We start from the raw sequence: 24,184 nt of genomic DNA on the forward strand, positions 1-24,184 counted from the left end.
ATAAGTACCTCCTTGAATTATTTTCTTACAAGATATCTCAAGCGGATTAATCCTTCAATGAATCTTTCCCCCGGATTAAGCTTACTTTTAATTGATTCTACAAACACAGGGTCAATTTGGTACTGAATACCGCCTCCTGGTTGGTCAAACCATGAAGCAATTGTACCTTTACGAACTGGAATGTCACCATTAACTTCGTAAATATTATACCTACTAAAATCAGAGTTCGGTGCCATTGCACGTTCATTAATTGAAATGCCCTGTTCTGCAAAGAAAGTACCATTATCACCACCATAGCGGTCAATTTCCATACCTTTAGTTAAAACTACATCATCATACTTTCCATTGACAAAACCATTAGTATTTACATCTCCGTATTGTCCTGGCCATTTAGTTTTTCCAGTGGCTTGGTCATAGTAAATATCATTATCAAACACTTTTTTATTTGCCAAGTAGAGTTCATCGCTAGGTGCATTAGTCCATTTGCTAAGTTTCACTCTGTCTGCTTCAGAGATAAGATTACTCGTCCCTTTAGCAATTCCCGCACCAACTTCATCACCATTCTTAATGGTTGCATTCATCACATTATTATAATTTTCCTGCACAGGTGTTCGAGGTATATCGGGTATATCCTTCTTACCCTGATCAACAACATCATTAAATTTAACAGGCATACCGTCTGGCGTAGCTAATTGGGGGCTTAATCGATTAACAACATCATCAATCTTTCGCTGTATCCACTCTGTAGCATTTTTAACTGTAGCAGCAATGCCATCAATAATGTTATCAATACCTTTTTTGGCTCCACCTAACATCTTTTTAATAAAAGGATTGTCTAGCATATCACCTACTGCGTTAGGTAAATTTTTAATCCATGTGAGCATATCGGTACATGCGTTTTTGAGCTTACTAATAAAAGCTTTGGGATTATCAATTTTTGCCAGTATTTTAGCGATGGCTTTTGCATCGTCTCCTGCGTTAAAGAGCTTCTTCAAGATACCTTTCATGAATTGTCCCATGGCTGGTACAAAGGCTATGCATGATAATGCAGCATCTAAAAAATTGCCTTCTATGAGGTATAGTCCTGCATTCACTAGATCACACACATCACCGCACAAGGGTATCCATCCAAGAATATCAAGAGCTGTATGGGTCCATTCCATGGCTTTGTCTAAGAAACTACTCTCTTCGGCTTTGGCTTTTTCTTCGGCTTTTCTTATAGCTGCTTCATTTCCATTGTAGATTTCACGGTATTTATCATCTAGCTGCTGTAAGGTTAGTGCGCCTTTGCCCTCGTAGGTCAAAAGTATCGCTAATAGTTGGGGATAGTATTTTGTATCAATGCCTCTACCACTTGGATTGGTTGCCATCCAGCCTAATATCATGGCGTGTGCTGCTTCTTTATCCTTTGATATCTGATTGATGGCGTATTGATACTGGCCTTCTGGGTCAGCTATGTTTTTCATGGTTGATACCCATGGTTCTCTTTCTAGTGCCTCGATGTCACCTGGTAAAAACGCCATGATTTGTTGATATTTTTTTGCCAGTTCTTTAAAGTCTTGGATTATGGAATTGACAAAATCACCCACATTTTTTATGTGTAACCAGATTTTTCCCCACATGTCTTCGCGAACATTTGAAACATGGATATCCCACTCTGAAGGTTCTTTATGATGACCAATAATAGGCCTATTGGCATAATCAAAATCACCAGTAACAGGTGGTATATCCACATCTTCAACCACTTGATAGGCAATACTTGCATATGGATTATCTTGAATAAAGCGGTCAGCTAAATCCATTACTTCTTTTGGATCTTTTTTGGGTTTAAAGATATTGGTTATAGCTTGTCCTATGCTTCTGAACAAGTCACCTATATGTTTCAAACTGTTTTCTAATGGATTTTCTCCATCCTCTTTTATAGGACCTTGACTTGTATTAGCTGTATGATTTGATGGTATACCAAATAGGTTATTTAATTTGTTTAATTCTACATGGATTCGCTTGTCTGCGGATTCATAGGCATCTTTTGAGGATTTCAAAAAATCCCCTAAACCCATCATCCCTGTGTCTAATTGATTTAAGCTACGGTATATGTCACTCATGGATCCATGGATGCCATTACAGGATTTGACATCCCAGTCAAGTGCATGTTGCAGCTTATTAAATTGATCCTTTACATGGCTTACATGGTACCCAATATTTCTTATGCCATATTCTTTTTGACTTAATTCACGTATCTGTATTCTTATTTCAGAAATACTACCACCTCCATAGTATCACAACACTTTATACATTTCCAGATAATTGAAAACCTTAATGCATATTCATCTAGAAATTGATTTTATCTAAAAAGCAACAAACATGATTATCAATGACCCATTGTCTATAACATGGGTCATCTTCTGTTAACTTGTTTTAAACAAAATCTAACGGTCACCTTGTATATGTGCGCACATATCATGATGGCTTTTGCTTCTTTTAACTGTTTTAACACTATATTAAAATAGCGTATATTTCAACAAATCCTGACGAACGACACGTTATATGGGATAAAATGCACTTGGTGACATGATTCGACACGTCTATTAGTACATGAAACTGCCTCTCTATTACTTCATCATACTTCAGAATATGGGGTTGGAACGTTACAAAAGCATTAGTTGACTACCATCTTTTATGCAAGATTGTTCAATAGGTACATTTAATTCGGCTTCACACCCCTTATCCACCACATACATCACCAAATCTTCTCGTTTCAACATCACGCCTTCCATACCACTGATCACTTTTACCATAAGCTTTTTGGCTACTTTAACTTCCATGGCTATGGGCAGCAAAAATTCATAACGCTTATTATGGGCCATGAGTATAACCTCTACATTAATTCGCTCCATGTTACCACCTTCTATATATTTTATTGATTTCTGCTACTAATGCATCCACCTCTTCCAACACGGATGTGTTATCACGAATATGAAAACACACATCTTCTTCCTCTGATTCAATGAAATTACTCTGCCATAGATACTTCTCACCACCAAAAAGTGAGAAAGAAGACATTTGCACATCGCTATGGGGTAAAAACTGTAAGACAGATGTGAACATATAGTTATCTTTTGTTTCTAATGCTTGGTATAGATCCATAGCCTTCTCATTATCACAGCCAGCGGCGATTAATCGTTGCACCACATCATCTTGCCCACTGTCTTCAATAAGTGCTAGAATTTCTTGAAATGTTTTATATGGCATTTTAATGGTGGTGTCTGCTATCTCATAGCCATCTATGTTTTGGTAACATTCGAACAAATTGTCTTTTACCTTATCTGGAGTTGTTAAAGGCGTTAACGCATATTTCCTCTTCATAAGATGATCTTCATCCAGTTCAACAGCAATCTCTCGGGTAATATAAAAATTCCTAGAAATCCTTTTGTTACCTATACCTTTTCTCTCACATTTTATAAACATGGCAGGTTGACAGCAATGAACAATAAGTGCATACAGGTCCTCGTCAACTGTGATGCTATTATCTATTTCTACTTCAATGTATTTCTTATGTTCTAATTGTCCCTTTACCTTGTCCCACTCTTGTTTTAAGGCTTCCTGACTTAAGGCATATGTATCATCTTCAATACCGTATATATTTTCAGCGCCTGTTAACGCAGCCAGAAAAGCAAATTCTCTGGATGTTAATACATATCCCGCTTCACCTAATTTTTGCATGATGCCTCCTCCTTTCAACATATGTCTAAAATTTCCATACGGCTTTTTAGGGCTTGTTTGTAAGTGCGTGATACATCAATCTTTGCACCATTTTCCATAACAAGAATCATCTCTGTAAACGAGACCGTCTTTATTTTATTTACATTAACAAGGTAGCTTCGATGACACCTTAGAAAATCAAAACTTAATCGTCCCTTTAAGTTTGCAAGACTCTCATAGAATCCGATTCTCTGATTATGGGTATGCAGATAGATTTTTTTCTGAAAAGATTCAAAGTATAAAATGTGATGGTAGGGCAACTTATAAATGGATGCTCCAATATTCACATGAAAAATCTCGTCCCTGTCGCCTTGCAGGTTAAGATAATCCCTATAGATATCCCCTAATAGAATGATTAGATCATCTCGATCGATGGGTTTTGTAAAAAAACCTGCTGGACGAATAAGCCCCTTCACCACTTGATGAATCATAGACGTATCGTATGTATTAAACACAATATAAGCATTTCTGTTCTCTTGCCTTAATGTTTTTGCAAGCTGCAACCCTAACAATTTATTCCCTGGATATACCACATCAAGTATATATAACGTTATCCCATCTTTTACCTCCACATATTTAAGCACTTGTGAAGTTTTGGTGGTTAACATTGCTACATGCATGTTATATCCGTTATAATCTATGATTTCTTGAATGCTTATCTTCAGTTTTTCCATATAGGAAGTTGAGTTATCGCATAGAACAACGTTAATCACTGAACCCACCTCCTTATAGTAGAGGTGTTCGTATGGTCATATAGTCACTACGATGAATGAGATAACCCCATCCCGGTTGAAGAACTGCTGCGCGTTTTTTATAATCCATCTGCACATCAAATATAGCCTGACTATCCATTTTCCCACCAAGTAAAATACCGTGCATGCCTTTGAATACTTGACTGTACAAGGGTGTACCTACATGAGGTGCCAAATGATTGGGATTAGCTGTCATAACAAAACAAACTTGTAGGTTTTGACCATTTTTGATAATATTTTCTACGATGTTCAATGCCTTATCCGATATCATATTGAAGAACTCGTGGTAGTTATCCACCAGTACCATGATCTTCTGATACTTTTTCATATACATATGTTCCGTCACATCTTGTTCCTCTTGCCCTCTAAACCCTTTTAAATCGTTGTGTCTTATCTTCATTTCTTCAATAAGGCCATCCATAAAACGATCTAAATCATCTGCATTATCCATATAACCATCTGCTTGATATCTGGATGCATCTCTTTGCAATAGACCTCCTGATGGCTCTATGACATATACTTTCCAATCAAATTCACTGGTTATCAGACAAAGTAATTCTTTGATAAAATTCGTTTTTCCTGTCTGTTCGTTCCCAAGTACAGGGTAAACACTTAACCCACTAAAATCAATGGCCACAATCTCGGCTTCTGTTACATCGTACCCAATAGGCACGAGACCTTGTTCCATATATACGTTGCTTTCTTCATGTTCTGTAACCGTCTGAATACTTATTTCTTCAGGTACAAATGGTATAGCTTTTGCAGTCTGACCTGTCCAAGCATTACCCATCTCTTTAAAAACATCTCTTAAATACTGTACCCGTTCACCTTCATTAGCAGCCTTACATGCAAGAGCTGTTTGAAATTCTAGAGCTGTTTCAACTTTACATAATCCTCGACCTTTCACTTGTTCAGGTTCAAGACCATTGGTTTGTCCTACGATAGACACATAATCGTATTTATCATTTAATTGCAACGTACACATTAATTTTATATTTTGCGTTATCTTGAACTTAACTGAATTAGCATTACTCGCTGTCAGTACCATAAATATGCCATAATTACCACCTTCACGTGATAAGGTGGCGATTGTGGGCTCATAGTCCACATACAGTTCATTGAATGCTTCATAATTATCCAGTAAAACAATCATGGCGGGTAGCTTTTTATGGGTTATCTCCATATAAGCTTTTAATGTACCTACACCATACTCGGAGAATTTTCTTTTTCTTGTTGCTAATTCTTTCACTAACATTTTAAAGAGTTTTTCTAACTTGTCCTCTTCTTCAGAAAATACAATGCCTCCTGTATGGGGTAAGTCCTTATAGTATCCCATGGTTCTTCCACCAAAATCTAAGAAGTAGAGACTCACCAATTCTGGCGAATAAGAAGTAACAAGGGAGTACACCAGCGTCTGTATAAACGTGGTTTTACCTGTACCCGGTGCACCAACTAGAAGAAGATGTCCTTCATCGCCCATATCCATGGTTAATGGTAATTGCTTCTGGTTTTCTGGATCATCAATTAAGCCAATAAGGGGGCATAACCAATGGTCTACTTCCTGCCAACATGCACCATCAAAGCCTACCTGTCTGTTATCAATATCTTGAATGAATACTTCTTCAGCTAGAGGGTCTAGCCATAATTTTAATGGTTCAATGGCTTCTTTCTGAGCTAACCTATCAATGTAATCCACCACGGCTTCAAGCTGTGTTGTGGAGCTTTTGACACCCTTTGCTTGACAAGAAACGGTCTGTACAGAACGGCCGCAGCCATCAATAAGGGATATCTGATTATCCGCTTCGTTCTCAATCACATCTGTTGGAACATAGGAGCCCCCGCTCCAACCAGACTGTACCAACTCAAATATTTCATTGTTGCCCACTTGCACATAGCAACGACCAGGTTCTTTAATATTAGCAGCTTCTGGCCGCTTTAACATTTCGTTACTATCTGATTTATCCAATATCTTGAGACATATTCTAAAACGGGTGTTACTCCATATCTGATCATCCACCACACCAGATGGTTTCTGAGTGGCCAAGATAAGATGAACACCTAGGCTTCGACCAATCCTTGCAGCACTGACAAGTTCCTGCATGAATTCTGGCTGCTGGGATTTCAGTTCAGCAAATTCATCAGATATCATAACCAGATGAGGTAAAGGTTCACTGGCTTTACCCTCTTTGTACAATTGTTGATATTTATCAATGTGGTTAACGCCATGCTCAGCAAAGACACGTTGTCTTCGTTTTAATTCACTGCGAAGGGATACGAGGGATCGTCGAATCTGATTCCCCCCTAAGTTGGTGATGCTTCCAGATATATGGGGAAGTCCAATAAAGCAGTTAGCCATACCCCCACCTTTATAATCAATAAGAATAAAGGATACATCATGGGGATGATAATTAACCGCCATGGATAAGATATAGGATTGAATAAATTCACTCTTACCTGACCCTGTCATACCTGCAATCAAGCCATGGGGGCCATGATATTTCTCATGAATATTCAGCAAGAAAGGTGTGCCTCCTGCCTTAACCCCTAATGGTGCTTCCAGTGTTCGATAAGATAAATTTGTCGCCCATCTTTCTTTTATGGCTAAGTGTTCTATCCTCCCCACCTTATACATTTCTAAAAAGGTGAGCATGGAAGTTATGGATGCATTGGATGCGATTTCTTTTATTTTGATACCTGCCAAATATCTGGCATAGCCATCAAGATTTTTATCCATGACTGTGTCTGGATGAAACGTCATGAGACCATCTTCGGGTCTATCTCTGTTATAGAGATTACTTTCTGCCTCAAAACATTGAATAAAGGCTTTACATTCCTTAGGTAATCGGTTAATTTTGTCATAAATGTAAATGGTGGATACACCTAATCTGGCATTGGCATTGGTTAAATGACGCATCACCAGCTCATCTTCAACAAGATCCGCATCTGCTATAAAAACGATAAAATGGGGTAGATGTAATATGGGACCATTAAACCCATCTTCTACGGTTTCATCACGGTTTGTAAGCACTTCTTTTAAGTATAAAAAGACATCCCTTACTTCATCTCTTGAGGAGGCTACAAAACGCATGCCTTTTTCCGGTGCCCACACGTGGGGTAGTTGTTTTACCCATGACCAACGATGGGCCTCTTTTTCGTTATAGACGCATACAATCTTAACTTCATCATAGCTATGTAATGCACTGATATGGACAATGGTTGACATGGCTGTATCCACTGTTATTTTTCGGTCACCTATCATGCCTAACATGTTGTTTTCCATAAGAGAAAAGTAAATAGGCATCCCCGAAACCCCATCAAAATTAGTGTTTATATCTTTTAACTCTGTCATCAAACGGTCATCAATCATGGTAAAGCTATCTTTTGGTTTCTTAATGGTGATGGCAGGTGATACGGTTCCTGTACCTAATCGAATATCCAGAAAATCTTTATTGGATGGCATACGTTCCCATAATCGTCGATCACGATTAGAAGCTCTGCTCATAAGAACTGTTGGTTCAGGATAAGTACCTAACAAGACCTTTTTATTATAGGCAATCTTATCTTCCAGCTTAGAGTATTCGATCTGCATGTATCGTCGATAACGCTTAATTCTCTTTTTCTCATTTTTACGCTTCGTCTTTTTTCGATGGGCTCTTGAGAGAATAGGCCACAGTATGGTCCCTGTCAACATAGCGCCTGTCATGGCGATACCCGGTATCATCATAAACGGATTATTCCTGCTGGAGTAGATGGTAAACATCATACTCATCATCATAGCCATGCCCATGGTTAATGCAGGACCAAGGGTTAAGAGTAAAGGCTGTTCTTTTTGTTCTGGTGGCGGCGGTGGAGAATCCATATCCAGCTGACCTTCTTCAAGTTTCTTAATAATTCTTGGTGAACGTTGAAAAAATCGGTCATCATTCACTTCTGTTTCTTCTTGTTCTTCCTCTGTGTCTTCTTCTACCTGTTGGGGTATATAAGGGGTAAGATGACATGCTTTTAGGTGGGTGGATGGATAAGTAGCAAGAGCGTCTCCCAGATAGAGCATTTTACATGCCTTGATATGTATGGTATCACCAAAGCTTAAAATTGATGATGTTGTCTTGATGCCGTTCACATAGAGCATTTTCTTTTTCTTGGCGCTAATGGTGGCTCTACCGTTCTCCATGTTGATCATGGCGTGATTAGGCTTCATATCATATTCATCATATACAATGGTATTGTTTTCTGAATTACCAAAGGTGATTTGCTTTGTATGATTTAGACTGTATTTGTTAAGAACGAACCCATGACTCAATGCGTCAACATAGATGATGGCTTCCTCACTACTATCCATGGAAACAGCAACTTTTTCACCTATGACAAGTTGTTTTTTGGTGACTGTCATGGACTTAGGGGGGGACAAAAACCATTCGCCATCCAGTGCTATGACAGGAAGCTTCGTTGACAGTGAAATTTTCATGACTTGACCAGGGTTGCTTAATCGATATTCTTGTACGGTATCTTGATAATACACATATAGTACTAATTTCTTCATAGAAGTTTTCGCCTCCAAAGCATCTACGGTATGCTCGAATTTTTGGCACAAAAAATAATATAACTACCAATTATGCATAACTGGCTCTAACTTTGTATCAAGTTAAGTTATATCTATCTTGTCTCCATATATACTTTCTCGTGTCACTTCTATGATTCCATATTGAACTTATTGTTTAGTTGACAATGCTTCTAAAATACGCTTTAATCCCTGTAAATAATGTCGTATGTGTCACCAAGTAGACAAATACGATAACAACCACAGAGATTATTAATATAATCATTAAAAAATTTAAGAAATCCGTTTTTTCGGACCCAGCATTCAACGCAGCTTTTTTGAGCAGAATGGGCTTATGCTGTTTAATGAGTTTTTTTTTTCGTATGTAGGAAAAAAAACTTTTTTTCTCTTCCTTAATCTGTGGTAGTACATGGCTAAGTAATACTTCATAAACCTCACTGGCATGGTCATTTTCCTCAAAAGGCTGTGGGTTATATGCCCCTTGATAGCAACTTAAATGCTCCATACTCTTATTCACAAACTTAAAGGTCTCATGATCGCAAAAATTAAATAAATATTTATGGGAACTGTTTTTATCCTCTGCTTTTAGCAATGCATCAAGAGCTATTAACTCCCAATCTTTTACACCGCATACAATGATTCTTTCCTGAGCCCGTCTAAACTCAGGTATATCACAGGTGGCATAAGGTCCCATGTCCAAAATGACATAACTATAATCACCCAATATAAGGTCCGATACAGATGTGGTGGGATCAAATGGATAGAAATCCATACCTGCTAACGAAAACAATCGCTTCTTTCGCTCTACATTGTTATATGCTTTCTCAATAGCTGTAAAAGCATCACTATGATCCATTTCAACAATGGCCACACCATGTTTTTTTCGAAGTAAAAATTTTCCTATGGACAAGGCTGTATGTGTGGTGCCAATTCGGCTCATCACACCTGCTACGGCAATGACCACAGTACCCACAATCTTATCTTTTTCCACTGTAATAACATCGGTGGTTTTCTTGCCAAATCGCCCTTCACCTGTGTTAATAAAGTCTTTTTCTTGCTGTCTTTTTCCTGCTACTTCTTTGTCCCATTTGATGGCTTTTGCATAGGTGGATGGACTCTCATAGAGTTCTATAAGCGCTGATAAGATGTGGCTTCCTGCATAATCATCTTGACCGATGATATCGTAGATACCCATGGATATGAGATCATTCATGGTATCATGACCAGACAAACTATAAGGAGCAATGATCATAAAGCGCAAATTATCCTTCACAGCATCTAATTTTCGAATAAATGCAGGTACTTTTCTATGATCTTCAACACTGGCCATATCAAGAATAATCAAATGCACGTCCATGGACTTCAGCATCTCTTGTTCTTCAAGGATATCAATATCCCGATCAACCTTTTTATAGATAATTTCTTGACGTAATGTACCCATTGCCTTATCAATATCTTCCAAATACTTTGGTCCTGAAATAACAGCAACCATTTCCCTCACCCCTTTCCTACTTATGAGCCCTTTGGCATGCAAGAAATCCTTGTTTAAACATGCATTTAGCCCATAAAATTTGTCTGAATTCAGGAACTTTCCTATTTTTGTGTAGTTTTGAAGAATTAATGGGGTTATTTTAACATAATATATTTTTTTTGTAAACCAAATATGCATTTCAATTTCAAATTACAACTTTCTGTAAACATATAACTCTTAGTACATTATGATTTTTTTCAACATTTTGCTCATTTATCTCTACCAAATTCTATTATTTATATTCATTTTAAATAAAAAAAATAAATTCTTCAACAAAATAAGACAAATAGTTTATATACTATTAACTATACACGTGTTTTTGTAACAATATTCAAATATACCTTAGGCAAAAGGGAGTGTTATCATGTTTACAAGAAAGCAAACGGAAATGAAAGGCATTATATCCCAAGAAATCAAGAGAGTTATTGAGGAGGAGGACAAGATGGAAAAGAATCAAGCAAGGCGGTACTATCGACATAACATATCATTTGACAAATTGGAGGAACAACATATCTACAAGCCACATTTATCACATACAAAGGAGGACTTAGTGGATGCTATATTCGACTTTTCAGAAGCTATCGAAAATAAAAATTTATATCATTCTCTAAAACAGCTTAAAGAAATTGATAAAAAAATCATCAAGATGCGGTATGTAGAACAGCTTAGTTTCAAAGAAATTGCAGAACAATTAGCCATGAAAGAGGATACTGTCGGCAAAAGACATAGAAGAGCATTAGATAAGCTTAAGAAAAGTATGTTTTAAACAAAAAAATATAAAAAGTTTAAATTTTTTTAATAAAATGTCCGATTTCGTCATTTTTCAAGGCTATATAATAAGGGGAATTATTTGCCTTTTAGTAAGCTATGTCATTTTTTCTGAACATTGACAATCTAATAAACGTATAATTTGGGTACGTTCCTCTTTTGTAAAGCGCCTTAAGCAATACGCCACGACGGCATGTCCCGAGCGATATTTATTGCTTATATATTATCTTTGGTTAAGATAAATCGCCATGACCCAAAAGGGGGATAATGATACTTCCACCTCGTCTTAACACATCGTAAAGAAGGTGGCTCGCTTTGAAAAGGGAGAGGTAACAAACCTATGTTGTCTACAACCATAGACAGCCTAAATTATGCAATTCATTTTTAAACATTGATTGGCACCATTTTTTATTCGGGGGGGAATAAATAATGTGATGGATCTTGAATCAGCTAATAAAGGTGGACCCCATATATACCTTGTATTAAAACCATGACTCTCCAAGGTATGTAAGCATGCAAAAGATCCTTATGCTAGGAGTTGTTAAGCATTGACAATGAAACGATTACTCTATTTTTTAGCTCTATTACTAATATTATCTGGATGTAAAACGACAACACAAGAAAACACCCCACCTGTTGTTATTATGAGGGAAGCTATACATATGGATAATCACTATCAACTGTATACCGATGGGGAAAGTGTTTTCTTAAAAGATGTTAAGGAAGATTCAACCATAACCTTAAGAAAATGTTATGAAACAATCAAAGAAAGATTAACGTTACCAACCATTAACTCTGAAGCACCACCACCTGAATCGGATATAACCACATACCTTGAAGAGGCTACACCTTTTACGTATGATGCAACACTTGAAACCTCTACTATGTATCTACAGCATCTGAAGGAATCAGGTTGGGTTATATTCGCTCAATATGCAAATTATTTATACCTGGATATGTATCTCAAAAAAGATGATATATATATGCGGGTTATTGTTCTAGATGAAAAAATTAAGATTTTCAAGAACATATCTGGTGAAGTACCCGACCCATTGTCCTATGTCAATGAGCGTGCTTCCAAGAAAAAGTGATACATACGATATCAAAGTGTAGTGGATAGACATGTAACGTCACAACGATAATGATATAGATCCCCTCTTATCCCGTTATCCTTATAGGCTCCCATACAATTGTTATATCCCAACAGTTTATGCTAGCCATCCTACATGCCCTCCACTGCATTTTGTATATAAAGTTTAAACATTAACCGTTCTAGCCAACTGGACACGGGTAACAGAGAACACAATGATGAATACGTATTAAAGGAGATCTTAAACATGCGAAATTGGATGAAGTATCTCATAGTTACGCTCATTGTAGCATTGTTAACAAATGGTGGCCAGTTTTATCTCTGGAATCAATATATTGCTCAAGTGAAAGTAGGCTATGAGACTGAAATAGAGGTCCTAAATGCTACCATACAAGATATAGGAACTCTTGTAGATGTCTATTCTGTAAGAGCAGCAACTTTTCCTGGACAAGAAGTAAAACAAGAAGATTTGATGCTTGTCCAAACACCCGAATCACTCATTAATGATTCTTATGTATTAGAACCCCAGCAGGTAATGGATAAATTTTATAAGATTGCCATATCACCTGGGACACCTTTAACAGATGACATGTTTATGAGTGAAGCACTAGATGATACAACACGTGAAACAGACCTTATTGCCGATTCTTGGTCAGTAGGTCTGAAAAAAGGTGACTATGTGGACCTTGAAATTACGTATCCATATGGTGACAAATATGTTGTTCTCTCTCACATACGGGTTGAGAATGTCAATGCCAATACCATCAAAACCTATTTAACAGGCTCACAAAGACATATCTACAATGGTGCTTTGGTGGATTATTTTTTACACGTTGACAACGGTGCTTCTCTTAACTTAGTCAAATATACAGAGCCTGGTATACAAGAACCTTCCAAGGTTACTTACTCTGTTACAGACAATATTTTATCTGTTATTACCGAAGACCCTAATGTCATGGAAAAAATAAATACAACCCTTAATCAGGAAAAGCGTACCATGATTACCAACAGTTTATCCACCATTAGTGATGAAGATGCCTCTGCTTTATCAAGTGGTCGTAGAGGCACACTTAGTGATATCACTGGTGCTGAAAAAGAGCATACCCAAATGGTGAATGAACTGGAAGAAACCCGTCAAAAAGAGTTAGAAAAACAACAACGAGAAGCCGCAGCCAATCAGCAAAGCAATAACAGCAATCTCAGTATACAGGAAGGAGTGGTTAACTAGTGAGAATAGGTGTTTTAGGTTTTACCGATAAAAGACCTATCCTCTATCCACTTATGAAGCTTCTACAGTACACAGGCGATGTGGTGGTCATAACAGATGACCGCCGATTCAAAAGACTGTTAGAAGATTACACTTCACCAGGCCATCTTGGAAACATCATGATATGTGTCACAGATGCAACACCTGATGAGGTGTGGGAAGAGATAGATCATCGTGAGAATGACTTCGACCATGTCATCTATGATCTTCGTGATACCTTACATGAAGATATCGATATGTACATCCATGTAAAAGGGTCTGATTATGAAGATGGTGAAAAAGATTTTCTAGAATGTGTGGATGCATATACACCCATTAAGCTTATGTATGATGGTAAGCCAGACCGTACAAAAGAAACCATGAACATACCCATCACGCTTAAGCTCCTATCAACCCTGGAAATTTTAGAAAACAAAAAAGTATTACTACCGCTACCCAGTCCCAAAGTCAATAAAGCTATTGCAAAGTTGATTGCAACTCATCTCTCCCTGAAAATGAGTGATGCCCTAAAATTACTAAGAAAGGGGTGGCAATCATGAAAGTTGCTATTTATTCACCTGTTCGCCGTCAAGGTTGTTCCACTGTCAGTATTTTATTAGGGGCCGCTCTAGCACATGTGGTCGGTATGAAGGTATGTTTAACGTATACAGGTATTGAATCAGATACTTATAACATCGCCCTTGGGTTAAATCACATTGAAGATCGCACAAAATCACTGACTCAGGTAATTCGTATGCTAGAGGGAAATAATATTTCTGGTGATGATATTATGGATTATCTGACCCCTTTAACACATCATCTGGACATCATGCAGACTTCCAGCGATTACATTACATCTGAAGAAAGTGATGCCCTCTTAAGCTTCGTTCTGAATAACCTGCCTCATGAGCTTATTATCACTGAAATTAATTCAGAACCCTTTGAAGAAAACACACAGCACATATTAAACAATGTGGATATCGTTATCGTATTGGTTTCTCAAGGCATGGATGTTCTGAATAAATATAAGCTCTACAAAAAAAGTCCCTACTATCCAAGCAAAGATAAAACCGTTTATGTGGTTAACCAATATGACCCTTATATCAGCCCCTTAAAAGATGTGGCTAAAACCATGGGCGTGCATAAGCGTAAAATCAGTAAAATCACCAACAACCCCTATGTTGTTAAGATGGCTAATTCAGGTACACTGCACAAATTAATGCCCTATATTTACAAAAAAGATTTAAGGGTACTTAACCTTCACGCTGATATTCGTGACCTCTGCTACTTAGTTATGAGTAACTTAGGCGTAAAAATCAACTGGGAGGGTAAGCTTAATGACTAATACATTCCTAACCATTGCTTTGATTATAGGAAGTGCCATGGGCTTAACCATATGGTATTATCGTGTGAAAAACGAGAAACCCGATTATGAAGAAGACGCACATATCACTTTTGAAAAATTAGTGGATACGGTGAAATATACTTTAGCTGATCTGATAAAAGATGAAAGTTTTAATGGTTTTAGTGATGATGATTTCAAGGCTTTTTACAAACGAAAAGCTCGTATTCAAGATGCTATGAATAACTGTGTCTATGGTATTGATTCTGCCAAGGTGATTGTTCAAGACCTTATCCGTTCGGTCATCATGGATGAATGTCCAACCGTTCAAGATGTAAACTTGTGCTATGACTTTTATTCAAGAACATTGGATACCCGCGTTAAATTTGAGATCCTCTTGTACTTTTATAAAAAAGAATATGGTAAGGGTGCCCTTGCACAGATTATTGATGCCTATAACTTGGATCGTGAGCGTTACCTGATAGAAGATAAGTCTGCTCCTTCCTATGCCATCACCGCTGAAGATATTGATATGATCTATGGTTCCAAGCATTACAAATTGACATATCCTGTTCTAATTGACTTACTCACCATTCTGGTCTATCAGCAATACAAAGGATTTGGCATCTTAGATACCTTACGTGAAATGGATATTAATGGTTTTAACTGTGGGACATCCGGTTCCATTTTATCAAATCTTAGAAATGATAAACAGGTGGTAAAAGCACCTCGTTCTGTCTGGCTGTATTTCAGAGGAAAATACATACACATGCGATTTCTTACATTTGGAACGGAACAAGAACTGCGTCGCGTGATACAACTAATATGCCGTTATAACAATCCAGGACCCTTGACGGAAAAAAGAGGCTATTTAGTCAATACCATGTTTGACAAATCAAGGGTATTAGCACTTCGACCACCAGCAGCAGAATATTGGGCAGTCTTTGTCAGGAAATTTTCCTTAAGTGATGTATCTTTAAAAAATCTTATTGAAAAACCCTACGTCAATAACGCTAACCTAGCCATCCACCTGCTTCAATTCTTAATGATGGGACAAGTCACATGTGGTGTCACTGGACGTCAAGGTTCTGGTAAAACAACCCTTATGACAGCGCTTATTGAATTCATTGATCCTAAGTATACACTGCGGGTACTTGAAATGGCACCTGAGATGTACTTACGTGAACTGTATCCAGAACGTAATATTCTCTCTGTCCAAGAAACAGAATTTGTCAGTGCATCTGACTTACAAGATGCTCTTAAAAAGTCCGATGCAGCAGTATCCATCGTTGGCGAAGTCGCAACAGACCCTATTGCTGCCAGAATGATACAGATGGGGCAAGTGGCCTCTATCTTTACCATCTTCTCCCACCATGCTAATCGAGCCGCTGACCTTGTGCGAGCTCTTAGAAACTCACTTGTTAACGCTGGTGGCTTTACTTCCATGGTAACAGCTGAGCAGCAGGTAATTGATATTGTGCGCATTGACGTTCACTTAAATTATACCACTGACGGTAAACGCTATATTGAACGTATTTCGGAGATTATTAAACTGGATGAAGGCGTTCCTTATCCCGATTATCTGCGTTCCGACCCTGTACACTCCATGAACACCATCACAAAAGAGTATTATACACGTATTACAGACCGACAGACATTCACCACACGGGACATTTTAAAATATGATCTTGCAACGGATACTTATACAGCTCTTGATTGGTTTTCACCTGAGCTTACCCAATACATCATGAATTGTATACCAAAAGACAAACGATTGGACTTCTCACATTTTGTCCAAGAAAACTGGGAGGTGTAAGTGGTGAGTCCTATGTTATTAATACCACCTATTGCCTTGCTCCTCATCAGTATCGTAGCCATTATCTATATCGTTCGGGCAGATAAAAAAAAGCGAAGTCAAATCAAAAAGAACTATAACAAGTACAATAAGATATTCTACCAATACGAACGTTTCTTTCTTACACGAGCTGGCATTCGAAGGCTCTATTATCGCTTATCGGAGTTATCGGTTTATAGTAAGAAAGAATTAAAAGCCGTAACCGTTAAATTCTACAGCCTGGCTTTAGGTACGTTTTGGGGCATTAATGCAGCTGGCATCTTTTTGTTTCGAGATACCTTCACCTTTATACTCTTTTTTCTCTTTGCTTACATGGTTAAAAATATCTTAATTGAAAAGCAAATTGATCACATACACTTTAAGTTATTAAAACAGTTGTTAGCATCTCTTTCGTCCATTCGTCAAACCTATTTACGTCTAGGCGTTATACCTGATGCTATTGCTGAAGCTGAAGTAGGTCCTCTTCTTAAACATGCTTTTGAAGATATCTACTTAATTCTGACTGCTGTTGATGGTGAAAGACGACTTGAAGAATTTTATGCAGCTACCCCTTTTAAGCTATTGCAGACCTTTTCTGGTGTTTGTTATATCTTAAATAATGCCGGTGATAGCACCACCGCGAACGGTTCATCTAATTTTATACAAGCCATGGGTATGATGCACTCTGAAGTCCAACTTGAGGTACAGAAGCAGATTCTCCAAAAAGCAAAATTTGGTTTATTAGAATATCTGCCAGTGGTACCACTATTGGCTATTAAAGCCATTGAAGCCTTTTTTGTGTCGAATATACCAGGGACGTCCATTATCTACAATGGACCTATCGGTTACATATCCCGTGTACTGATTGTGGTAACAGCCATCATTGGGTATACCACCATCACTAAGATTAATAGTACCATGGTGATTAGTAAGGATGATCGACAAACTTTCATGAAAAAACTGCTTCAATATGACACTTTTTCTATATTCATTAATGACATCCTACCAAAGAAACAAAAGGTGATAAATAGGAAGAAGAACCTACTGAAACGCTCCATGTCCATGAAAGACCTTAGGTATTTGTATACAAATAAAGTTGTGTATACGGTAGTAGCCTTTGTCTTAAGCATCTTCTTTATCTTTTTTGCCGTTGAACTTGGTAAGGATTTTATCCTAGATAATATCAAGGAAGTGTCATTGGTAGCTGGTGAGAAATTATCCAAGGAGGACATTCTTATTCGTAAGCAAATGGATAAGGTCTATATGGATACCCATCCCATGATGAGTGCATCTCGAACAAGAGCTTTCGTGGATGGTTATCTCCCATTGTTACCTGAGTTTGATAAACATGCTCAAGTTCAACGTTTACAAACGAAATATCAATCCTACTATAACACATATTTTAAATGGTGGATGCTGTTGATTAGCATTTGCGTGGGTCTTATGGCTTGGCATATACCAGAACGTATACTAAAAATGAGAATACGGCTACTGAAAACAGAGTCTGAAGAAGATGTTTTGCAGCTACAAACCATCATTACCATACTGATGAATACGTCTGTGGACACCATGGAGACTTTGTATTGGCTGCAACGCCAATCAAGAACCCATCGCAACGCACTCATTGATGCGTATCACGAATACCCATCAGACCCTGAGCTTGCTCTCTATCGCTTAAAAAGCAAGGTAACACTACCAGACTTCAAGCGTATGGTGGATAAGTTACTCTTAACCATCCATCAGATATCCCTGGCAGATGCGTTCAGTGACCTTATATCAGAGCGAGCACATGTACTGCGTATAAGAGAAATCACCCAGCAAACCATTTTAAAGAAAAAACGTTCATTTGTAAGCCCATTAGCGCTCATCCCATTAGGGTTAACTGCTTTTTGTTATATCCTTTTACCGCTGGGTATATTGGGTATAAAAGAATTTATGAAGGCCTTGGAAATGGCCGGAATCCAGTAAGGAGGCACAATCTATGAAATGTAGCACAGGTATTGGGACATTGTCCCAAGATAAACAATTATACAAAACTGTAGACAATGAGAACTTCTATATCACAACCGTCAAAATGAGCGGTGTTGACATCCCCGCCGTAGGTTCAGAATACATTCTTGCTGACCTAGAAGGACGAGTTCAGTTACAATATTATCTACGTTCAGAGACAACAGAGGATAATAAACTGTTTACGTTTATGCAGATCATGACGGTTCATTCGGTAGATGATGATACACCTGAAACCAATAGGATACAAATTGGTGGTTGTATTGCCAAAACAAAGGGTCTACTGATTAAAAACAAAATTGGACTCGAAATACTGCCTTTTATCATCAAATACAAATCCTATGACGGTAACTTCAATGTGGCCCACTGTGTAGCCAAAGGTGCAAAAGCTAGGGAGTTATCCAAGATAAAAAAAGGTGATATTGTGGAGATCACAGGCAAATTTAAGAAAGAACACAATGCATTAGAAGTACTTGTGGAAGAAGTGGATTTCTATAAGGCCTTTCCTGCATTAGAATCTAAAAAAATATCTTAGTAACCAATTAACTTTTTTTATACTATTACAAAGCGACTACGTCGCGTCTTGCAAAGCAAGTTGTTTCGTTAGGATAGTTTTCTTAGCACAAATGAAAACGCTTCTATCTCATTTGTTAAATTGAGAACTTTCCTATAAGACATGACAAGTACTGAACATCTCAGTACACCACAAAGGAGGGAACATTACTCATGGAAGGTGAAATGGGTACTGGTGCAAGAATTGCTATTGCACTTATTATTTTAGGCGTATTAATTTCGGTGGTGTTCACCATCATGGGATTTACACGTTCAACAACCAATCAAGGTATATCATCGGTTCAGAACTCGTTGGGTTCAATGCAGTTAGCCGTGTTTGATGATTATGATCAGAAGATTTTATCCGGTACACAGGTTTTATCTGCTTTGAAATTATTTGAGGGGCAGCCAGCTGGTTTAGTTGTAAGAACAAAAACACAGATTACCAATAGTGAAGGCACGAATTATGGTGCACTATTTGCAGGTGTAACAAATAACACTACTGGAGTTCCTCCAAAGAATGCTGGTGAATCTTGGTATACATATACAATTGCTTTAGATAGTGACAACAATATGTCCTATAACATGAATTATTTACCCGCAAGTAAAGCTGGTTCCGAAACTTTCATTAGACCTACTGCAAAATTTCTTGCTGAGCTAATAAAAGATACAACTGGAACCATCGTTGGTATCTGTTTTTCACAACAATAACTCGAAAGCCCTTAGCCTGCCTAAGGGCTTTATTTTCATATACAAGGAGTGATTGCTATAGATGAATGGAGCAAAATCATATGGGTATCCATTGACCTGATGACGGCGGCTCTTATTCTGGTATCTGCACTTACCATTTCCAGAATATCACGTGACTTTGGCCGTGTCCAACAACAAGAAATCAATGCCGTTGCCGTTACCAAACTTTATCGGACATATAATCGATACGATAATCAAACCAATCTTACACCACAAGATATTATTACCTTAATCTTTGAAACGCGAGGCAGACCTGAAATTTGGGTAGACACAACAGCAGGTTCTGCTGTCAGCTTTACCCAAAAATGGACGCCAACTTCTCCAAGCAACATGTGGGATTTAACCCATATTACTGAAAATGTACTTCCAGTAACAGCATCCTATACCTCAACCATTGAAAAAAATGCCAATGGCGAAATTAGCCGTGTGGAATTTAGGAGGGACTAAATGGAAAGTGAAATTAGCTCAACCCTGAAACAGTCGGTTATCTTAATTGTTATTGGTTTCGTCATCTCCGCCATGTGGCTTACCATTGCATTTGGTCAACAGATTAACCATAGTGGCGTTAACACCATTGCTAAATCCACAAGCTTTATCTACAGCGCAGAATTGGAATCCATTAAGAATTATACTCAAGATTTACCCGCTTCATCGGTTTACTTGGCTCTTGAGAAAAATCGGGATGCCATCCTTTCAATATCCGGTTATGCTCACGGTACCAGCATATGGTCCATTGACGACTTAAAGAAAATATTTGGCCATCAAATCATATGCCAAGTAGAGCCTTATCAAGAAGCTTACAAAATTCGTATAACGACCTATTAGGAGGGATTTCATGAACATAGATGATTATATTGATTATCTGGTCACCATACTATTACTGGCTTTATTCATACCCATTACGGTATCCAACATGATCCCTCTCTACAATAATAAAATTGGAGGATTTGATGTTCAAATAGAAAAAACAGCACTTAAAACACAGGGTGAGATTATACCATATGATAAACCATTTACTTCCCATCATACCATGCTTATGTTAGCCATTGCTGACGTCTACTCTGCTGACCCTGACATAATAGAAATTAATGGTACCACCATCCAAATAGATGAAGCTTTTTTAGGGAACCGCATCAGTGCTTTGCAAAATGCCTATGCCGCTATGCCCACTGTGGAAAAGATGTCTGTTGAGCTATACGTGGATAGCAACGGTCCCAGAAAGTGGGTGATTAAGAATGAGTGATTTTATTAATAAAATTATTGGCTTATTCATGGTCTTTATTTTATTAGTACTTGCTCCCCTCATCATTAATTCCCTTAGTACATCCCTCACCATGAAACGTGCGGTCCTCAATGAAATGACCAACTTCATTGATAAAGTAACGGATACCGGACGTATAACCGATGCTCAAAGAACAGATTTCTACTTGGGTTGTTCCTCCCACGGTGTTACGGTAGATGTACGGATTAAACGTTATATACGTGTTGTCAACTCAGATGGTGCCGGCAGTACCGTTACAACCTATGTCTTAAGTGATGCAATCGCCAATTGGAACCAAGGAGATATTATTGAAGTGGAGGTGGAAGCCATTGATTACACAAGTGCACAGAAGCTCATGTGGTATTTCAATCGATTCTTTCCGCCAAAAATAGATTTTCAACTGGCAGGCATGATTCGATAGGAGGTGCTATGGATGAAAAGAATATACCTACCTCTATTTGTTGTTCTTCTCTATTTAGCCACATTACTTCTCTTTTTTTCAACGTATATTCGTAAAGATATTCGAGAATTTGAGCAGCTTAAACTCTCCTATGCCATTGATTACGCATCAGACGCAGCCATGTTACAACTGATTCAATCACGGGACTTATCCATGGATTACTCCGATAAGGATTATCTAAGTGCTAACCCACAAGAAGCACTGGATACTTTTGTTGATGTCTTTTTATTTAACTATGGTTTAACCCCAAGTGATTTAAATCGATCCCATGTTAAGATGAACTTTATTCCCACATTTACTGTGGCCATGTTTGACGGTTATTACATGGCAACCCCTAGGCTTGTTGAGAATGCACACCCCTACCCTGAGAATGGCATTCATGATGGTACTTGGGATCTGGTTTTTTCACCAAAAATGCCCTACATCTACATCAATGGTACTTCAAGTTATGCCTTGAATATGGGTAGTGACTATACATTGAAAATGTCAGGGAATCTACTATCTAAACCTAAGGGGTTCCCACCAGGTATTTCATCCAAGGAACAGATTCACCGTGAAATTTCCAACATCGTATCCAAAGATATCTCCTATACCATTAATACATTCAATGAGAATAATCCAAACTGGGCAAATACTTTCTATATCCCCAGTTCCCTTACCACCTTTACAGGTGTTAACCCCATTGAAGGACCATCTATTATTGCCATCGTACAAAACGTGGATTTTGCTACCTCTACACCCATCTCCGCTTTTAGCGTAGCAGGTTCCAAGATTCAGAGTGCACGTATGGTTGGTGGTTATATACGTAATGGTCAGAAGTATTACTGCTACATGGATAAACTACCTGGTTTTATTACCATTGAAGATTTGTTTGAAACGGTACATGACGCAGCTATGGCAGGGTATGCTCATGATATGATGTATATGGATTAAATGAAGATAGACATATATGCCTCTATGACTTGAATAGCCAGTCAATCATACATATTCAATTGAAATATTCTATAAATTATGATATATTATTTTTTTATAGACGAATATTCAAGGAGGTTTTACAAATGAAAAAATTATTATCATGGTGCCTCGTATTTATGCTACTAGTAGCAATAAATATACCTTCCTTAGCTGCCGGTGATGAACCATCGGGCTGGGCCAAAGAATTGGTTGCTGAAGCCATTGAGAAAGGCTATGTTCCAGAACATCTTCAAAGTGATTACCACAGGTCCATTACACGAGAGGAATTTGCAGAACTCTTTGTAACAGCTGTTTTTTCAGAAGTGAATCGACAAGAAATAGCCAGCGCAGGGGCTGCAACAAAACATGCATGGGATTTTAAAGAACTCACCATTGATAATTTCTTATCTAAGGTGTCCACAACACAGAAATTTACAGATACAGATAATAAATATGTGAAAGTCGCTAATATACTTGGTATGGTTAATGGGGTTGGGGATAACACCTTTAATCCTGATGGGCTTATTACTAGGGAACAGGCTTGCATTATGTTTGTGAATTATTTTCAGACAGTTGTTCATCCAGGCGGTGGATATGCCTTAGAAGAACTTGACGACATACATGATGCTTCTAGTTGGGCAAAGGATGCCGTTATATGGTCTTATCGTGCTGATTTCTTAAAAGGTACTAAGGAATACATAGCCGAAAGCATTACTGGTCAAAAAGAACCTCGTATTTTACAGATGGGCCACTTCGATACAAAGGGAACGTTTACAAGAGAACAAGCCATTGTTGTCATTGCAAAATTGGGTAATCCAAATGATAACCATCTTAGAAATTTAGTCTTGCGAGGCTACATGCGTATTAATATGGATGTTTTAATGCCAGGATTCGAAATTGATGGCAATACAATTAAAATGCTTAAAACTGGCTTTGAGTCTAAGTACTCTCATATCAAAGAATACTTTAGAACCCAACCAATATTAAAAGATTATGTGGATAAGTATACTACTGAAGAACTAATTGCTGCAGTCTGGTCACCCCATGGTGCTCAATTTAAGATGACTGATACCAATCACCTTGATAATGTATTATCAGGCAATCAGACTTTATATGATTATGAATTATTTACTATTGAGCACAATAAGAATGGTTATTTATTCATATTAACAAAAACACCTGGTTATGGTTATTTTGAACATTGTGGTGGTATACTGTTTCATCGTCCTAATGGCTGGACTGGCGCACCTGTGCCTGTTACTGGCAAAGAAGTAAAATAGATTAGATATTATTATGTAGCGCATAGGTAATGATTAT

At 37.8% G+C, this 24,184-nt stretch carries 21 protein-coding genes; 15 read left to right on the forward strand and 6 right to left on the reverse strand.

All coding sequences use genetic code 11. From position 1 onward, the window contains the following. Nucleotides 1–17: 17 nt before the first annotated feature. The 6 genes from HZI73_RS23575 to HZI73_RS23600 form a co-directional block, all read right to left on the reverse strand. Nucleotides 18–2,105 (reverse strand): glycohydrolase toxin TNT-related protein, encoded by a 2,088-nt coding sequence (locus HZI73_RS23575; RefSeq protein WP_212695786.1) that lies wholly within the window; start codon nucleotides 2,103–2,105, stop codon nucleotides 18–20. Nucleotides 2,106–2,648: 543 nt separating this feature from the next. Beyond that, entirely contained in the window at nucleotides 2,649–2,897 is a 249-nt protein-coding gene (locus HZI73_RS23580; RefSeq protein ID WP_212695787.1) for a hypothetical protein, read from the reverse strand. A 1-nt stretch (nucleotide 2,898) separates the two neighbouring features. Beyond that, a complete protein-coding gene (locus tag HZI73_RS23585) occupies nucleotides 2,899–3,723 on the reverse strand; it encodes a hypothetical protein (protein WP_212695788.1) in 825 nt (274 codons plus the stop codon). Between the two features lie 14 nt (nucleotides 3,724–3,737). Further along, nucleotides 3,738–4,475: a LytR/AlgR family response regulator transcription factor gene (locus tag HZI73_RS23590; RefSeq protein ID WP_212695789.1), complete on the reverse strand. Its 738-nt coding sequence runs from the start codon at nucleotides 4,473–4,475 to the stop codon at nucleotides 3,738–3,740. 13 nt (nucleotides 4,476–4,488) lie between these two features. Continuing rightward, on the reverse strand, nucleotides 4,489–9,054 hold the full coding sequence (gene essC, locus HZI73_RS23595; protein WP_212695790.1) for a type VII secretion protein EssC: 4,566 nt from the start codon (nucleotides 9,052–9,054) through the stop codon (nucleotides 4,489–4,491). Nucleotides 9,055–9,229: 175 nt separating this feature from the next. After that, nucleotides 9,230–10,564, reverse strand: coding sequence for a hypothetical protein (locus HZI73_RS23600; RefSeq protein WP_212695791.1), 1,335 nt, complete (start codon nucleotides 10,562–10,564; stop codon nucleotides 9,230–9,232). Nucleotides 10,565–10,967: 403 nt separating this feature from the next. Between HZI73_RS23600 and HZI73_RS23605 the strand changes: the two genes are divergently transcribed. The 15 genes from HZI73_RS23605 (at nucleotide 10,968) to HZI73_RS23675 (ending at nucleotide 24,147) form a co-directional block, all read left to right on the forward strand. Beyond that, complete coding sequence (locus HZI73_RS23605) at nucleotides 10,968–11,369, forward strand: RNA polymerase sigma factor (protein ID WP_212695792.1); 402 nt, start codon at nucleotides 10,968–10,970, stop codon at nucleotides 11,367–11,369. A 550-nt stretch (nucleotides 11,370–11,919) separates the two neighbouring features. Further along, a complete protein-coding gene (locus tag HZI73_RS23610; RefSeq protein WP_212695793.1) occupies nucleotides 11,920–12,462 on the forward strand; it encodes a hypothetical protein in 543 nt (180 codons plus the stop codon). A gap of 246 nt (nucleotides 12,463–12,708) precedes the next feature. Beyond that, nucleotides 12,709–13,689 (forward strand): CpaB family protein, encoded by a 981-nt coding sequence (locus tag HZI73_RS23615; RefSeq protein ID WP_212695794.1) that lies wholly within the window; start codon nucleotides 12,709–12,711, stop codon nucleotides 13,687–13,689. Continuing rightward, nucleotides 13,689–14,267: a hypothetical protein gene (locus HZI73_RS23620; protein ID WP_212695795.1), complete on the forward strand. Its 579-nt coding sequence runs from the start codon at nucleotides 13,689–13,691 to the stop codon at nucleotides 14,265–14,267. The genes HZI73_RS23615 and HZI73_RS23620 overlap by 1 nt, the downstream gene beginning before the upstream one ends. Next, nucleotides 14,264–15,052, forward strand: a complete 789-nt coding sequence (locus tag HZI73_RS23625; RefSeq protein ID WP_212695796.1) for a hypothetical protein — start codon at nucleotides 14,264–14,266, stop codon at nucleotides 15,050–15,052. The genes HZI73_RS23620 and HZI73_RS23625 overlap by 4 nt, the downstream gene beginning before the upstream one ends. Next, nucleotides 15,045–16,865, forward strand: a complete 1,821-nt coding sequence (locus HZI73_RS23630; RefSeq protein ID WP_212695797.1) for an ATPase, T2SS/T4P/T4SS family — start codon at nucleotides 15,045–15,047, stop codon at nucleotides 16,863–16,865. Before HZI73_RS23625 ends, HZI73_RS23630 begins: the two co-directional genes overlap by 8 nt. 3 nt (nucleotides 16,866–16,868) lie before the next feature. Then, nucleotides 16,869–18,851, forward strand: a complete 1,983-nt coding sequence (locus HZI73_RS23635; protein WP_212695798.1) for a hypothetical protein — start codon at nucleotides 16,869–16,871, stop codon at nucleotides 18,849–18,851. A gap of 13 nt (nucleotides 18,852–18,864) precedes the next feature. Continuing rightward, nucleotides 18,865–19,425, forward strand: coding sequence for a hypothetical protein (locus HZI73_RS23640; RefSeq protein WP_212695799.1), 561 nt, complete (start codon nucleotides 18,865–18,867; stop codon nucleotides 19,423–19,425). 191 nt (nucleotides 19,426–19,616) lie between these two features. Continuing rightward, nucleotides 19,617–20,153, forward strand: a complete 537-nt coding sequence (locus HZI73_RS23645; RefSeq protein WP_212695800.1) for a hypothetical protein — start codon at nucleotides 19,617–19,619, stop codon at nucleotides 20,151–20,153. Nucleotides 20,154–20,201: 48 nt separating this feature from the next. After that, nucleotides 20,202–20,639 (forward strand): hypothetical protein, encoded by a 438-nt coding sequence (locus tag HZI73_RS23650; protein ID WP_212695801.1) that lies wholly within the window; start codon nucleotides 20,202–20,204, stop codon nucleotides 20,637–20,639. After that, nucleotides 20,640–21,017: a hypothetical protein gene (locus HZI73_RS23655; protein ID WP_212695802.1), complete on the forward strand. Its 378-nt coding sequence runs from the start codon at nucleotides 20,640–20,642 to the stop codon at nucleotides 21,015–21,017. Between the two features lie 10 nt (nucleotides 21,018–21,027). Then, on the forward strand, nucleotides 21,028–21,435 hold the full coding sequence (locus HZI73_RS23660) for a hypothetical protein (RefSeq protein ID WP_212695803.1): 408 nt from the start codon (nucleotides 21,028–21,030) through the stop codon (nucleotides 21,433–21,435). Continuing rightward, nucleotides 21,428–21,874, forward strand: a complete 447-nt coding sequence (locus HZI73_RS23665; RefSeq protein WP_212695804.1) for a hypothetical protein — start codon at nucleotides 21,428–21,430, stop codon at nucleotides 21,872–21,874. Before HZI73_RS23660 ends, HZI73_RS23665 begins: the two co-directional genes overlap by 8 nt. Before the next feature lie 12 nt (nucleotides 21,875–21,886). After that, nucleotides 21,887–22,846 carry a hypothetical protein gene (locus tag HZI73_RS23670; protein ID WP_212695805.1) on the forward strand — a complete coding sequence of 320 codons (960 nt, stop codon included), beginning with the start codon at nucleotides 21,887–21,889 and terminating at the stop codon, nucleotides 22,844–22,846. Between the two features lie 125 nt (nucleotides 22,847–22,971). Next, nucleotides 22,972–24,147, forward strand: a complete 1,176-nt coding sequence (locus tag HZI73_RS23675) for an S-layer homology domain-containing protein (RefSeq protein WP_212695806.1) — start codon at nucleotides 22,972–22,974, stop codon at nucleotides 24,145–24,147. Nucleotides 24,148–24,184: the final 37 nt, after the last annotated feature.

Source organism: Vallitalea pronyensis (genome assembly GCF_018141445.1).
GTDB lineage: Bacteria > Bacillota > Clostridia > Lachnospirales > Vallitaleaceae > Vallitalea > Vallitalea pronyensis.